This is a genomic window from Candidatus Nomurabacteria bacterium, assembly GCA_023898425.1.
In the GTDB taxonomy this organism is placed as follows: domain Bacteria; phylum Patescibacteriota; class Patescibacteriia; order 2-12-FULL-60-25; family 2-12-FULL-60-25; genus HK-STAS-PATE-2.
Genome location: CP060222.1, coordinates 406193 through 419371, shown reverse-complemented (window position 1 = coordinate 419371; position 13179 = coordinate 406193). Strand labels below are relative to the sequence as shown.

14 protein-coding genes and 3 tRNA genes are annotated in these 13179 nt (G+C 43.7%); 3 read left to right on the top strand and 14 right to left on the bottom strand.

Going from position 1 to position 13179, the window contains the following annotated elements:
• Window positions 1-5 precede the first annotated feature (5 nt).
• The 3 genes from H6759_02480 to H6759_02470 form a co-directional block, all read right to left on the bottom strand.
• Entirely contained in the window at window positions 6-914 is a 909-nt protein-coding gene (locus H6759_02480) for a ParB/RepB/Spo0J family partition protein (GenBank protein ID USN52903.1), read from the bottom strand.
• Window positions 911-1699 (bottom strand): ParA family protein, encoded by a 789-nt coding sequence (locus H6759_02475; GenBank protein USN52902.1) that lies wholly within the window; start codon window positions 1697-1699, stop codon window positions 911-913. Before H6759_02475 ends, H6759_02480 begins: the two co-directional genes overlap by 4 nt.
• A gap of 66 nt (window positions 1700-1765) precedes the next feature.
• Window positions 1766-3469 (bottom strand): cation:proton antiporter, encoded by a 1704-nt coding sequence (locus H6759_02470; protein ID USN52901.1) that lies wholly within the window; start codon window positions 3467-3469, stop codon window positions 1766-1768.
• A 68-nt stretch (window positions 3470-3537) separates the two neighbouring features.
• Between H6759_02470 and H6759_02465 the strand changes: the two genes are divergently transcribed.
• Window positions 3538-3624 (top strand) — tRNA-Leu (locus H6759_02465).
• 99 nt (window positions 3625-3723) lie between these two features.
• On the opposite strand, the gene H6759_02460 is transcribed toward H6759_02465, so the two are convergent.
• From H6759_02460 to ruvX, 11 genes are all read right to left on the bottom strand, one after another.
• Window positions 3724-3798 (bottom strand) — tRNA-Met (locus H6759_02460).
• Between the two features lie 52 nt (window positions 3799-3850).
• Entirely contained in the window at window positions 3851-4387 is a 537-nt protein-coding gene (locus H6759_02455; GenBank protein USN52900.1) for a hypothetical protein, read from the bottom strand.
• Window positions 4387-4463 (bottom strand) — tRNA-Met (locus H6759_02450). Before H6759_02450 ends, H6759_02455 begins: the two co-directional genes overlap by 1 nt.
• Before the next feature lie 48 nt (window positions 4464-4511).
• On the bottom strand, window positions 4512-5441 hold the full coding sequence (locus H6759_02445) for a D-alanyl-D-alanine carboxypeptidase (protein USN52899.1): 930 nt from the start codon (window positions 5439-5441) through the stop codon (window positions 4512-4514).
• 2 nt (window positions 5442-5443) lie between these two features.
• Entirely contained in the window at window positions 5444-6031 is a 588-nt protein-coding gene (locus H6759_02440; GenBank protein USN52898.1) for an SMC-Scp complex subunit ScpB, read from the bottom strand.
• Between the two features lie 4 nt (window positions 6032-6035).
• A complete protein-coding gene (locus H6759_02435; protein USN52897.1) occupies window positions 6036-6743 on the bottom strand; it encodes a segregation/condensation protein A in 708 nt (235 codons plus the stop codon).
• Between the two features lie 3 nt (window positions 6744-6746).
• Window positions 6747-8144 (bottom strand): aspartate--tRNA ligase, encoded by a 1398-nt coding sequence (aspS, locus tag H6759_02430; protein ID USN52896.1) that lies wholly within the window; start codon window positions 8142-8144, stop codon window positions 6747-6749.
• Between the two features lie 45 nt (window positions 8145-8189).
• A complete protein-coding gene (locus H6759_02425) occupies window positions 8190-8810 on the bottom strand; it encodes a hypothetical protein (GenBank protein USN52895.1) in 621 nt (206 codons plus the stop codon).
• Between the two features lie 68 nt (window positions 8811-8878).
• Window positions 8879-9748, bottom strand: a complete 870-nt coding sequence (locus tag H6759_02420) for a hypothetical protein (protein USN52894.1) — start codon at window positions 9746-9748, stop codon at window positions 8879-8881.
• A 76-nt stretch (window positions 9749-9824) separates the two neighbouring features.
• On the bottom strand, window positions 9825-10601 hold the full coding sequence (gene recO, locus H6759_02415; GenBank protein USN52893.1) for a DNA repair protein RecO: 777 nt from the start codon (window positions 10599-10601) through the stop codon (window positions 9825-9827).
• 5 nt (window positions 10602-10606) lie between these two features.
• The gene (gene ruvX, locus H6759_02410) at window positions 10607-11002 is read right to left on the bottom strand and encodes a Holliday junction resolvase RuvX (protein USN52892.1); all 396 of its coding nucleotides are present in this window, start codon (window positions 11000-11002) and stop codon (window positions 10607-10609) included.
• A 16-nt stretch (window positions 11003-11018) separates the two neighbouring features.
• On the opposite strand from ruvX, the gene H6759_02405 reads away from it, so the two are divergent.
• Complete coding sequence (locus H6759_02405) at window positions 11019-11624, top strand: ribonuclease HII (protein USN52891.1); 606 nt, start codon at window positions 11019-11021, stop codon at window positions 11622-11624.
• Between the two features lie 7 nt (window positions 11625-11631).
• On the top strand, window positions 11632-13140 hold the full coding sequence (gene pgi, locus H6759_02400) for a glucose-6-phosphate isomerase (GenBank protein USN52890.1): 1509 nt from the start codon (window positions 11632-11634) through the stop codon (window positions 13138-13140).
• Window positions 13141-13179: the final 39 nt, after the last annotated feature.

Here is a 13179-nt window from a genome sequence, read left to right as displayed (position 1 = left end):
GTTTTTTATCGTTTTAGCTTATCTAGGAGTGCTTCAAATTCTTCGTCATTGGTAAACGTAAACTTCAGTTCACCTTTGCCCGTTGCCTGTCTCTTGATTGATACTTTTACACCATATGCCTTGCGAAGCGTGTCTTCGGCAGCAGAGGCATTTGCATCAAAGGCGCGGGGATGACGTGTTTTTTGTACCTCTTCTTCTGCTTCGCGTACTGTAACATGCCCGTGAACGATCGTCTGGAAAAGCTTCATTCTCTCAGCATCGGTCGGGAGCGATAGCAGTGTACGAGCATTTGATTGACTAATTTTTTTATCAACGATCGCTTGTTGAATCTCAGCAGGTAATTGAAGCAAGCGCACCGTATTTGCAATTTGTGGACGGCTTTTACCCATCTTTTTACCAACCTCTTCTTGCGTCATCCCAAAATCATCAATCAGCCTCTGATAGGCATGAGCCTCTTCAACGGCATTAAGATCAGAGCGTTGAACGTTTTCGATAATAGCAAGCTCAAGCTTTTGAATCTCCGTTGCTTCTCGTGAAATAGCAGGGATCGTCTGCAACCCAGCAATGGTAGAAGCTCTTAAACGTCTTTCACCGGCAATGAGCTGATATTTACCATCCCCTAGCTCCGTTACAACCACAGGCTGCATGACGCCATGCTCCTTAATACTAGAAATAAGCTCCTCTAACTCTCCATGGTCAAAATGTCTTCGCGGTTGATGCGGATTGCGCTCAATCGAAGCAATAGGAAGCTCTAGTACATAGGTACGAATATCATCCGGGAGATTTGCCGAGGCTGGTGACACGGACTGTGCCGAAGGGGCTACAGGCGCATCTGTACCTGGTTGATGCGATGATTTTTGCGGGATAATTGCCCCGAGGCCTCTACCGAGGCCGGATTGTTTTTGTAAGATCATACTGGGCGTAATGCGAGTGAAGTATTTTCTCTTTCGATAATTTCTTGAGCGAGGCGTTCATAAGCTTTTGCTCCTTTAGAGCTCGCATCAAAATGCACAATGGTACGTCCAAAAGACGGCGCTTCTGCTAGCCGAACATTGCGAGGGATTACCGAACGAAAGATATTGTTTGGAAAATATTTATACAATTCGTGCAAAACATCATCTGAAAGCTTTGTACGAGGATCATACATCGTAATAACAGCGCCTAAGATTTCTAATTCAGGGCGTATATGCTGCTTAACAAGCTGAACCGTCTCTAGTAGCTGTCCAAGACCTTCAAGGGCATAATACTCGGCTTGAACCGGAATTAGGACCTCGTCTCCTGCGACAATGCCATTAAGCGTTAGCAAGCCAAGCGTTGGAGGGCAGTCAATCAAGATGAAATCATAATCATTACGAATCTCAAGCAATGAGTTACGTAATACAAACTCACGTTGTTCCATTTGAACAAGCTCCACATTAAGACCTGCTAGTGCCGTTGTTGCAGGTGCCATATGCAGACCTACATGTGCCGTTGGTTGGACAATCTCCTTCATCTTTACCTCACCTAAAACCGCTTCATAGACACCACGTTCAATATTGCGATGATCAATACCGATACCACTTGTTGCATTTGCTTGTGGGTCTAAATCAACAATTAAAACAAACTTGCCCATCTCTGCTAAATAGGCACCGACACTAATAGCCGTAGTCGTTTTACCGACCCCTCCTTTTTGATTTACGATAGAAATAATACGCGCCATAGTGCTCGGTTGAATCGTGATTATGTTAACTGACGGGTAAGTATGTCGCAAGCGAACAATCTTATATTATGCATTGTTCATCACTTTATTTGAACGTTTTAAACGATCCTCAAGATGTCTCAAATGCTTTTCTTTTTCAAGTCTAAACTTAGACTGACTAAGTCCAAATTTATCAAGCAAAATAGAGGCATAATTACCACCTAAGAAGTGCGGCAATATAACGTAACTCGCTCCTTTACCATATAGGAGCTTTGCCTCGGTAGCTGAATGCGCCATGACAATTGCAATAGCTTTTTGATTTACTTTTCGCAATTTTGATAATAAAAACATTGAAGAATCAACATCAGGTAACGTGGTTACAATGAGTTTAGCGCTCTGAAGATTAAGATCATCGATAAATTCGTTATCTTCTGCATCACCATACCTTGCATTAATCCCCTTCTTTTGTAGGGTCTCAATAGTGTTTGGGTCATAATCAATGACGAGATATTCATCAAATTCAACAATATGCGGCAAGAAATCTTCACCAAGTCTATGACAGCCAAATAAAATCGCTTCATGATGTTCTTCTTCTGATTTTGGTTCTTGGGTAGAGCTTTTTTTGGTTCCACGATCAAGAACGGGCTTTAAGAAGTTAAATATTTTCTCATCAAATGACATCAAATAAGCAGAAATCGAAATAGTAACTAACGCACATACGGTTACTAATGCGACGGCATCTTCGCCAACATGACCCATGGTTTGAGCAAGCAATATAACCACTAAAGAAAACTCACTGACCTGTGCCATGGTAAGACCTGTTTGAAAAGATGGTTTAGCAGCATACCCAAGTCTACGCAAGAAGACAAATAAGATAATTGGATTTCCGAAGAGCACGAAGGCAGACAATGTTATCGCTGGGATGATGAGATGTGAGATTCCTGTAAACGATAGACCTGCGCCAAGCGTGACAAAAAAGAGTACGAGAAAAAAATCTCGAAGGATCTTCATTTTTGCACTAATTTCGTAATGATATGGCGATGTTGCTAGTGATACGCCGGCAACAAGCGCACCAACTTCTACCGAAAAACCCATCAACTTAAAGATCACTGCTACACCCACGCCCCATGCAACTGAGAACAACAATAAAAACTCTTGTGAATTAGCAAAGAGCTTTGTCATTGATGGCAGGATGACGCGAGAGAAAAAGATCAAACCCACCGCAAGTAACAATCCCTTACCGATAACAAGAAGTAATGCAGGACCAATATTTCCTGCTACGCCTCCGCCAATCGCTGCCATTACAACAAGCATAAAAGTAGCAGCGATGTCCTGAACAAGCATTGTTCCAGTGGCTAATCTCCCATAGAGTGAACTAATGTCTTTTTTGTCTTGAAGGATTTTTAAAACGATAATTGTACTACTAAAGGTAAGTGCGAGTGCTATATAAATCGCAGAAACCGGGTCCCAGCCGAAAGATAGCACCAATAAAAACCCAACGCTGGCTGTAAAAAATATCTGTCCAAGACCCGCCACAACAGATGAGGCGCCAACTTCGCGCACTACTTTTGGACTCAGTGAAAGTCCAACGATAAATAAAAGCGCCGTGATACCAAGCTTTGCAAAAAGCTCAAAGGGCCCTTCTGGATGCAAAAAACCCAAGACCATTGGACCGGCAACAATACCCGTTAGGATATGCCCTAAAATAAGAGGCTGTCTGATAGCCTGCATGAGCAGCGAAAAACCCGTTGCAATAAAAAGCACGAGCGCAATTTGAAGGAACATGTCCATAGTTCGTAGGCAGTATACCATGCTTGACCAAGCATGCGTAATTACGTTATCCTCACGTCGCATCGTTTGCCGCGATGGCGGAATTGGTAGACGCACAGGACTCAAAATCCTGCGATCGCAAGGTCATGAGAGTTCGATTCTCTCTCGCGGCACCACGTAAAATCCTCAGCTACTAGCTGAGGATTTTTGCTTTTCGTGTAGATGTCGCATTATGTGAACATAGTAAAAGCGCAGCTTTTAGCTGCGCTTTTACGTGGTTGCGGGGGCCGGATTTGAACCGGCGACCTCCGGGTTATGGGCCCGGCGAGCTGCCGCTGCTCTACCCCGCTACGATTGGTTGTGGCGACACTATACGAAAAAACAGCCCTATTGTCAAACCGTTTAAATAATGACCGAAAGAATCCCCATCAAAAAAATAAGCTGTAATGCAAACCCAACCGAAAAGGGAATATCTTTATGACCAGAAAAATGATTGTGAAAAAGAAAGTGAATACGATGAAACCACTTTAGCCAACGCGGTTTAAAAACCTCATAGAATCCAACGATAAAATCAGGCAAAACACCACCAATAATCCCATACGTCACAGCCTGTCTTGAAATGATCAGATCCGAGCTAAAAAAGTATGCGATAAACAAAAGCAAAACAAAAGAATCGACAACGACATAAGCAACCGAACGATATGCTTTTGTTTTTGCAATGTAATTCTTATAAAGATTTGTGTCGCCGTGCGGAATTAAATCTGTTAAAAAATGTGAAGCCATGCCGAGCGTAAACGCCAATGCTGGATTATTTGGAAGACTCTGCCCAATAAGCGCACCTATGGCGGCGTGTGTGGTAATAAACATACCGTAGGCGACCATACTACCATCACAAAATGTTAAACGCAAAAACAGTCCTTTTGGACTGTTTTTTGACATGGTAGCGGAGGCGAGACTCGAACTCGCGACCTCGGGCTTATGAGTCCCACGCTCTAACCAGCTGAGCTACCCCGCCATGTGGGCCAGATACTAACGATTTTTCAGACTTCTGGCAAGTCCTTCTTTAATACAGTTTCACCGTCTGCTTCGGCCATTCATATGCCCCAAATGTCCAGTATGTCATGGCTTTCACATCCTGAAATCGTGAGAAGTGCGTTTCTGAACCCAAGACAACGGAGATAATGGTTTTTTCACCTTCTTTTGTTGCTTGCGCAAAACAGTATCCCGCCTCAGGTAAGGTGCCCGTTTTTGCAGCGATGATTTTGTAATCGCCTTTATTTAAGTCCGAAGTCAATAAAAGATTCGTTGCTGCCAATTTATAGGGCTTTGGCCCTATAGTGTTTTTTAACTCAACTGACTGCATTGACATAGCCTCTCTTACTTCGGGATAAGACATCGCTTTTTTGAGGGCTAAGGCAATATCAAGTGCTGTAGCTTTATTGCGCGGATCTAATCCAGCCGCGTCATAAAACTCACCGCGACGCATACCAATCTCACGGGCTTTTACACGCATTTGCGCAATAAAGGCATCATATCCTCCGGGAGAGGTCCTCGCTAAAGCATTCGCTGCTTCGTTAGAAGAACCTACGAGCATCGCTTTAATCAGCTCTCTACGTGTAAACGTCTCGCCTTCAAAAAATATCGAACGAGCGTAACCAGCATCAGATTTTTTTAGCGTGATCGTTTCATCCAAGTCAACCTTCATATCCAATAGCGTTACGATAGATACAAGTTTTGATAAACTCGCAATAGGATAAGCAACATCAGAATCTTTTGAAAAAAGAACTTCGCCGCTTGCGAGATCAACGACAACAGCACTCTTTGCTGTTACATCAACACCAATAGACTCTAAACGACGCTTTACCGGAGTATTCGCCGTTACAGAAACATATTTTGCTATAGGCAAACGTGCAGTGACCGTTTCAGGTGCCTGTGTTTGCACAGTAGAAAACGCCAGGGATCCTACGAGAAAAAGAAGAGTTTCGGCCGTCATGTTTAGGGTGTAGATGGTTCAGAAGATTGAAGTGGAACTTGTGTCGCGAGTGGTTCAAGTTCTTTTAGTACGGTCTCAACAGACGTATGATTGCGTAATTGTTCGTAATCAGGCAATTCTGCTGCGCTCGTAAAACCGATATGCTTAAAGAAATCAGCAGTTACCGTATACACAGGCTGACCAAGACGCATTTCGTCCGTTTGATCAATAAGACCTCTCATCGAGAGGATACGCAATATCGTCGAAGACTGAATACCGCGGATCTGCTCAAGCTCTGGTCTTGTCATAGGGCCGCGATAGGCAATGATGGCGAGCGCCTCCATTGAGGCTTTTGATAACTCCCCTTGGGATTCGATGTCTAACAATGATCGCACTGTTTCTGCAGCCTCAGGATGTGTAACAAGCTCAGCCTGTTTATCATCAACAAGCAATACCAATCCCCTTTCTTGTTCTTCGAGATCTTTTTTTAAAATATCCAGCCCTTGAACAATGGCGTCTTCATCCAAAGATAAAACCTGTGCCAGTTTTTTTATACTGATACTTTGTCCAGCGGCATAGAGCGCTGCTTCGAGGAGGGCGTGTACGGTCATAAAATTATACGGTTGGTGCCTTAAGCGTTATCTCAGAAAAGAGCTCACTTTGTTCATACGTAACTTCTTTTTGTTTGATGAGCTCTAATAGCGCAAGAAACGAGACAACCATTTCATAACGGTCATGCGAATCAGCTAAAAAGCGCTGAAAACTCATTCGCATCATCGAATGTATACGTGTTTTTAATGTAGCGATTTTTTCTTCTATCGTCACGACACGTTCGATTGCTGCTTTTGGAAGCTTCACAACAGGCTCAAGACGTTTAAGAGCTTTTAGATAGTACTCCCGTAGAAGATCACCATCAACCTGTTGAGGAGGAAGAAATGCCGGCGCTGGTTTCTTTGCACGAAACTGTCTACCAAAAAGCGTCTTAGATTCGTTCCAGCGTTGCGACAATACAAGTGACGCTTCGGAGAACGCTTTATAGAGTTTTAATTGCGACGCCAAATCAGGGCCTTCTTCTAGCTCCGGGTCATGAAGATCTGGCAACATCATCTTTGATTTGAGATAGAGTAACTTTGCTGCAATCACCAAAAAATCCGCCAACTCTTCGGGAGGGATAACTCCTTGGTTTTGGCGGATATACGTAACAAAGGGTTCCGTTACCTTAACGAGAGAAATCTCGGTAATCGTAAGCTTCTCGCTTTCGACGAGTTGCAAAAGGAGATCTAGTGGACCTTCGAATTGATCAAGGGTAACAGCGTAACTCATGGACTATTTTTTTGAAGGACGAACTTGCACATGGGCTTCGATGAGGCGCTTTTCTTCAATAGTGCTTGGAGCTCCCATGAGAAGATCACGTGCATCGCCTGTTTTTGGAAAGGCGATTACCTCGCGAATATTTGGTTCGTTGGCCAAAATCATTACAAGACGATCAAGTCCTGCCGCTATGCCGCCGTGTGGAGGAGCGCCATATTCAAACGCTTCGAGCATATGACCAAAACGTGATTCAATGGTTTCAGCATCAAGGCCAAGCAAGGTAAAGATCTTATTTTGTAACTCACGTTGGTAGATACGAATAGAACCCCCAAAGACTTCATAGCCATTGAGTACAAGATCATACGCATTTGCTCTTGCTTTTGTTGGCTCAGTATCAAGCAAAGCCATATCTTCTGGATGTGGAGACGTAAATGGGTGATGCACAGCTTGTACACCCCCTTCACCATCATCTTCGAACATCGGAAAATCTACTACCCAACAAAAGGCTAATTCATTTGGATCTTCTTTGTTCACGCGCATGTCCGGCTTATCATTGCCATATTTTGCCATGGCGTCAGCATAAGAAATGCGTGGAAATGGTTTGGTAATGATATTCTTTTCTGGAGAAACAGCGGTGATTAATTCGATCATCATCTTTTCTACCAAGTTCAAGACATCTTCACGGTCAACGAATGAAAGCTCCATATCGAGCTGTGTAAATTCTGGTTGACGATCACCGCGTTGATCCTCGTCACGGAAACAGCGTGCTACTTGAAAATACTTTTCGACACCTGACACCATAAGTAATTGCTTAAACTGCTGTGGTGATTGTGGAAGAACGTAAAAATCTCCTTCATGCAAACGTGAAGGTACTAGATACTCACGAGATCCTTCGGGCGTGCCTTTTGTAAGACATGGTGTTTCAACTTCAATAAAGCCTTCGCCATGCAAATAGCTGCGGAAAAAACGAATGATTTGATCACGTAAGACAAGATTCTTCAACATGCGCTGACTACGCAAATCTAGATAGCGGTATTTCAAACGAACTTCTTCGTTAATACCTGCGGTATTATCAAGTGCAAATGGTGGTGTCTTAGCTTCGTTTAAAATCGTGATAGATTTTGCCAATACCTCAACCGTACCTGTTGGCATATTTGGATTTACCTGATTTGCGCCACGAGCATTAACAATCCCTTTTACCGAGAGACAAAATTCAGAACGTAAATCTTTTAAAATTGCTTGTGAGGCTTCGTCTAATTCTGCTGGTACTAAAACTACCTGAGCGATCGCAGAACGATCACGCAAATCAATAAACGAAATCTTTCCCATGTCTCGGCGTGTATCTACCCAGCCATAGAGCTCAACTTCTTGTCCCACCATGTCGGCAATCGACAAAATCATCGTCCTGTTCATAGGGATGTACCTTAGCGAATGATAGAAATGAAATCAATAAATACCTTACTGGGCAGCAATATCAAAATATAACTGCGACTGCTCTTTGCCCGGGCCAACGGCACGAATTTCGAGCTCTCCTACATAACCATTAGGAATAAGCACCTTTGTCGAGTAGTTTGTGCCCTCTGCCTTCATCACGCCGGCTTTTTCTGGGATGCCAGCTGTCTCTACACCTTTTGGCACTAAGTACAGTAATACTTCATCAGGGTTGCCTGTGATTGTTGCCTTTACTTCGAGTTCTTCTCCACCATTAGGACGATAAAAACCATCTGCGCCTGGATTTTGACCAACTAATTCTGAGGTATCGATAATAGCGGCATTATCAGAGCTTCTAAGCGGTGTTTTTGCGCGACCGCTTCCAATTAAACCTTGAATCTCTTGTTGATACGCACTGTTCGTTAAATTGATCGCCCCGGACTGAATAAGAGCGATATCATAAAGTCTCCAAACAATAGATGCCTTACAATCTTCTCTGGCAGCAACCTGACATTCTCTATAACGTTGAATCTCTTTTGTTGCCACTCGTGTTGCCATTGGAGGGATAACAAGAAATGCAATAAAAATGATAACACCGATACCAATAAAGACTTCCATCCAGTCACGTGACATTTTTTGAGTGGCCATATACAAGAAGAATAACATAAAACGACCATCATCCAAAGCAGGTGCCGTGGATAATGGCCGTCTCAGTATCAGTGCAAGCGTCCTTCTTTACGATTGCGATGGCTCTTAAGTCGGATGTCGAATTGACGAGGTGACTTATAAGCGCGCTTACGATTGCGCTCGCTCTCAGGATAGAAGGCAATGATCATATAGTTTTCTCGATCCAAGACGGCGCAAAAACGCTCTCGTGTCGAGATATTCAATATTCTCACTTCTGTTTTTTGCTCTCTGTGAGCATTTTTACCATGCCCCAACTCACTGTAGGCAATCAGGGCTTTGAGGGATTCTTGAAGCAAGAGTCGCATCTCATGACGAACAGCGCGCTTGTCTGTTGTCTCGAGCTGAGAAAATCGTTTGACGCCATATGGATCATAGAGCGTCTGCTTGCAGAGATCAGGACTTTCAGCCATCCATTCACAGAAATGCCCAACCTTGCGGCTATAGGCAAAAAAATGACGAATGAAATCACCCAAAGCCCGATCGGTAATCGTGAACCTATACAGGCTCTCGTCAACACGATCAACGCTCTTGATCACTTCATTGAACTCTTGGACGGCAAGGTCAGGCATCGCCGCTCGACTCGTCCAATGACGGCGTTCGCGTTCATGTGCACGATCTATACGTGACTGCTCCCACATTCTCCAGTCTTGCTCACTCGTCAAGTCGATGTGCTCTGTCACCTCATTCGGCGCTGCATCATTGGCAGGCTCCTCATGTGTAGCGATCATCCGATGTTTTCTTAAGCAAAGCAGAAAGACGCAGAGCGCTAACGCTTCTCGATGACTTGAATCTCGACCAAGATCTACAGCATCATGAGCCATGCTTGGCCTAAGAAAAGCTGTATATGCTGGCAAGCCAATCGACCGAGGAGCGCGTTGTGCTACTGACGGATTTCGCATGGACACCTCTTTTTGGTTGCGTAACAATATTCAAAAGTCCAAGACAAATCTATTGAACCAGCTACCAAACAAAGCGTCAACTTAAAACCGTCAAAAACTCATGACCACGAAACGTGCCTTGCATTGGAGCCTGATGTAAACAGTCGTGAATCACCACGCAGACTTCATTTAATACCCTTGTTGGCACACGAACAGAGAGAGCTTGTTGATAGGATGCATTCGCACTCCAAGCAAGCATACGGCGAGTATCACCACTAATTTGGTAGGCGGTTGAATACTCTGCTCTTTTTGCTCTAATGCAGCTCGTGCACGCCAGTGAACCTTGTCTCGGCATCATCCAAGCCTCATCGCGTAATGTCGCTCGACAAAGCACGCATTCATCCATTGGTGGCGCGATACCTAATAAATCCAAAAGACGAAGAATTGCCGCCATGAGGGCATATTGTCCGCGTTGATAAGAAGGTTCTTGTTCAATCCCCTCCCAAGTACGCACCACTTCAGAAATGAAAGAATAGATCGCCGAATCAGAAATACCCGGCTGCGTTAATCGATCAACAGCTTCTGCAAATGCCTTAAGCACAACCAGCGAACCAAGTCTTCTTCGACTTTGTAATACAGGTCCAAGAGCACGAGCAACAGCAATATGATCATATGCTTTACCCTTTGCAAGCATTACCTCAGCAAATGAAAGCGGCTCTAGGTGTCCGATTTGCTTCGCGCCAATTTTACGCACACCGCGTGCAATCGCATGAATTTTGCCCGTTGTTTTACCGTAAGCTGTAATCCAAGCATCGTGTTCTCGATAAGGCTCAACGTTTAAGACAAATAATGTCTCACGTAAGTAGGACGGCATATGAGCTAAAAACGATCGAGATAACTTTGTAAGATAACAGAAGCTGCCAAATCATCGCGCTTGCCTTTTTGACCGCGTTCTTTTTGTTGATTGGCCGCTGTCTTTGTAGACCATGTTTCATCTTGCTCATAAACGACCCAGCCTCTTTCTTTCATTCTCATAATAAACCCACGGATCTCAGATGCTTGTGCTGTTTGAATGGATGTATCCGAAAGCAAACGCGGCACGCCAACGACAAAACCTTGCGCCTGTTCTCGCTTAAGTAACTCTGATAATGTAGCAAAAACCGTTTCTTCGTCGGTATTTGCAATCACCTGCCACGGGTTTGCAATACGACTTTCGGTATCACCCAAAGCAACGCCAATACGGGCAGCGCCGTAATCTAATCCAAGCAATCTCATGATAAAACCTTAGCATATGGCACGCATGCAAGACAGTCTCTACCGAGCCCGAGGATTTACAGCGATAGCCGGCACTGATGAAGCGGGCCGAGGCCCTTGGGCAGGACCCGTTTATGCCGCTGCCGTTATCTTGCCGGACAATGTTCGCCTGCCAGGGCTGGATGATTCTAAAAAACTCAGCGAGAAAAAACGCGAAGAACTTTTTCCACTTATTCAGCAGCATGCGATTGCCTGGTGTATTGCCTCTGCAAGCGTTGAAGAAATAGACACCCTTAATATTCGCGAAGCTTCTTTTTTGGCAATGAAACGCTCTATCAAAGGACTGCAGACAATACCAGATCTCGTTCTTTCTGATGGATTTAACATTCCAAACTTTGACTTACCAAATGAAGGTATTGTTAAGGGTGATAGTAAGTTACGTTGTATTGCCGCTGCTTCTATTCTGGCAAAAGTGGCTCGTGACCATTATATGCTAGAGCAAGATACACTCTACCCAGAATATGCTTTTGCTAAACACAAAGGTTATGGCACAAAAATACATCAAGAAGCTCTTGCAAAACATGGAGCATGTCCTATACATCGCAAAACGTTTGCGCCAATAAAAGCTCTTAACGTACAATAGGCTCTATATGACCATGCCACATCAAAATCCAAGCAAAACAAAAGCATGGCAAGAGCTCGTTCATCACGCAGAGCGCTTACAATCAACAACAATACGCACATTGCATGATGAGAAGCCAGAAGTCATTGAGGCATTAAAAACAAAAACACCGTTTGGCATACTAGATTTTCACTATCAACTTATTGATGAGGCAACCCTACATAGTCTTGAAGCATTAACAGACCAATGCCAATTGAACGAAGCAAAAAAACAATTATGGTCAGGTGCTATTGTGAACGAAACTGAGCAACGCCCTGCGCTACATGTCGCCTTGCGAACAGAATCATGTAATCCAAAGGTTGATGGACAACCTATCCAAGATCTTGTGCATGCCGTCAAAACACAAATGTCAGATTTTGTTACAATGATCCATGAAGGTAAAACTGTTGGTAGTACCGGTAAAGTCTTTACCGACATCATTCATTTAGGTATTGGTGGCTCGGATCTTGGTCCACGTTCAATTATTAATGCCTTACGTTTTCAACACAAGCACTATTTACGCTTTCATTCCATCTCAAACGTTGATGCGCACGCTTTTATAGAAGCAACTCGAAACCTTAATCCAGAAACGACACTCGTCATCATTGCATCGAAAACATTTACAACTCAAGAGACATTACTTAATGCGAAGCTCGCGAAAGAATGGCTCACAAAAACCCTTTCAGATATATCCACACATTTTGTTGCGCTTACTTCTGACACTAAGGCAGCGATAGACTTTGGTGTACCAAAGAATCACATTTTCGGCTTGTGGGACTGGGTGGGCGGGAGATTTTCTCTTTGGAGCTCTATAGGCCTACCTATTGCACTCGTTTATGGATTTGAGGTATTTAAACAATTACTAGATGGCGCTCAACAAGCAGATCTTGATTTCTTTGATAACGAAAGTAATGCCGCAACAATACTTGCACTCATGAGTATTTGGAATACACAATTTTTACACAAAGATACTGAGGCTGCGATCGCCTATGACGAACGCTTATCGCTTTTTCCAAATTACCTTCAACAATTGCGCATGGAAAGCAATGGCAAATCCATTGATCGTGACAATAAACCTGTGAACTACCCAACCAATCCCCTTTTAATCACTGGCATTGGCACAGATGCGCAACACGCCTTTTTTCAACAGTTTCACCAAGGTACAACGAAAACAGCTTTTGAGTTTTACGCTGTTTCAAAACCTTCGCATTCGTTTCTCGAACAGCATCAAGTGCTTTTATCAAATGTAGCAGCTCAACGCGAAGCGCTGGCCTATGGTGATGCGCAAACGGAACATGCCTACCAAGAAGTGCCTGGCAACCACCCTTCTTGTCTCTGGATGATGAATGAATTAACACCAAAGTCTTTGGGGTATCTTTATGCTACACAAGAGCACCGTACCTTTGTGCAAGGACATTTATTAAATATAAATAACTTTGATCAATTTGGCGTAGAACTCGGTAAACGACTTGCAAAAAATAACCAAAATAAAAAATAGCCACCGCTCAACTCTTTAGAGATAGAACGATGGCATAAA

What these genes read in the sequence shown, in the direction of transcription:
- H6759_02480 (USN52903.1), bottom strand. Translation starts at nt 914, where the DNA reads ATGATCTTACAAAAACAATCCGGCCTCGGTAGAGGCCTCGGGGCAATT.
- H6759_02475 (USN52902.1), bottom strand. Translation starts at nt 1,699, where the DNA reads ATGGCGCGTATTATTTCTATCGTAAATCAAAAAGGAGGGGTCGGTAAA.
- H6759_02470 (USN52901.1), bottom strand. Translation starts at nt 3,469, where the DNA reads ATGGACATGTTCCTTCAAATTGCGCTCGTGCTTTTTATTGCAACGGGT.
- H6759_02455 (USN52900.1), bottom strand. Translation starts at nt 4,387, where the DNA reads ATGTCAAAAAACAGTCCAAAAGGACTGTTTTTGCGTTTAACATTTTGT.
- H6759_02445 (USN52899.1), bottom strand. Translation starts at nt 5,441, where the DNA reads ATGACGGCCGAAACTCTTCTTTTTCTCGTAGGATCCCTGGCGTTTTCT.
- H6759_02440 (USN52898.1), bottom strand. Translation starts at nt 6,031, where the DNA reads ATGACCGTACACGCCCTCCTCGAAGCAGCGCTCTATGCCGCTGGACAA.
- H6759_02435 (USN52897.1), bottom strand. Translation starts at nt 6,743, where the DNA reads ATGAGTTACGCTGTTACCCTTGATCAATTCGAAGGTCCACTAGATCTC.
- aspS (USN52896.1), bottom strand. Translation starts at nt 8,144, where the DNA reads ATGAACAGGACGATGATTTTGTCGATTGCCGACATGGTGGGACAAGAA.
- H6759_02425 (USN52895.1), bottom strand. Translation starts at nt 8,810, where the DNA reads ATGGCCACTCAAAAAATGTCACGTGACTGGATGGAAGTCTTTATTGGT.
- H6759_02420 (USN52894.1), bottom strand. Translation starts at nt 9,748, where the DNA reads ATGCGAAATCCGTCAGTAGCACAACGCGCTCCTCGGTCGATTGGCTTG.
- recO (USN52893.1), bottom strand. Translation starts at nt 10,601, where the DNA reads ATGCCGTCCTACTTACGTGAGACATTATTTGTCTTAAACGTTGAGCCT.
- ruvX (USN52892.1), bottom strand. Translation starts at nt 11,002, where the DNA reads ATGAGATTGCTTGGATTAGATTACGGCGCTGCCCGTATTGGCGTTGCT.
- H6759_02405 (USN52891.1), top strand. Translation starts at nt 11,019, where the DNA reads ATGGCACGCATGCAAGACAGTCTCTACCGAGCCCGAGGATTTACAGCG.
- pgi (USN52890.1), top strand. Translation starts at nt 11,632, where the DNA reads ATGACCATGCCACATCAAAATCCAAGCAAAACAAAAGCATGGCAAGAG.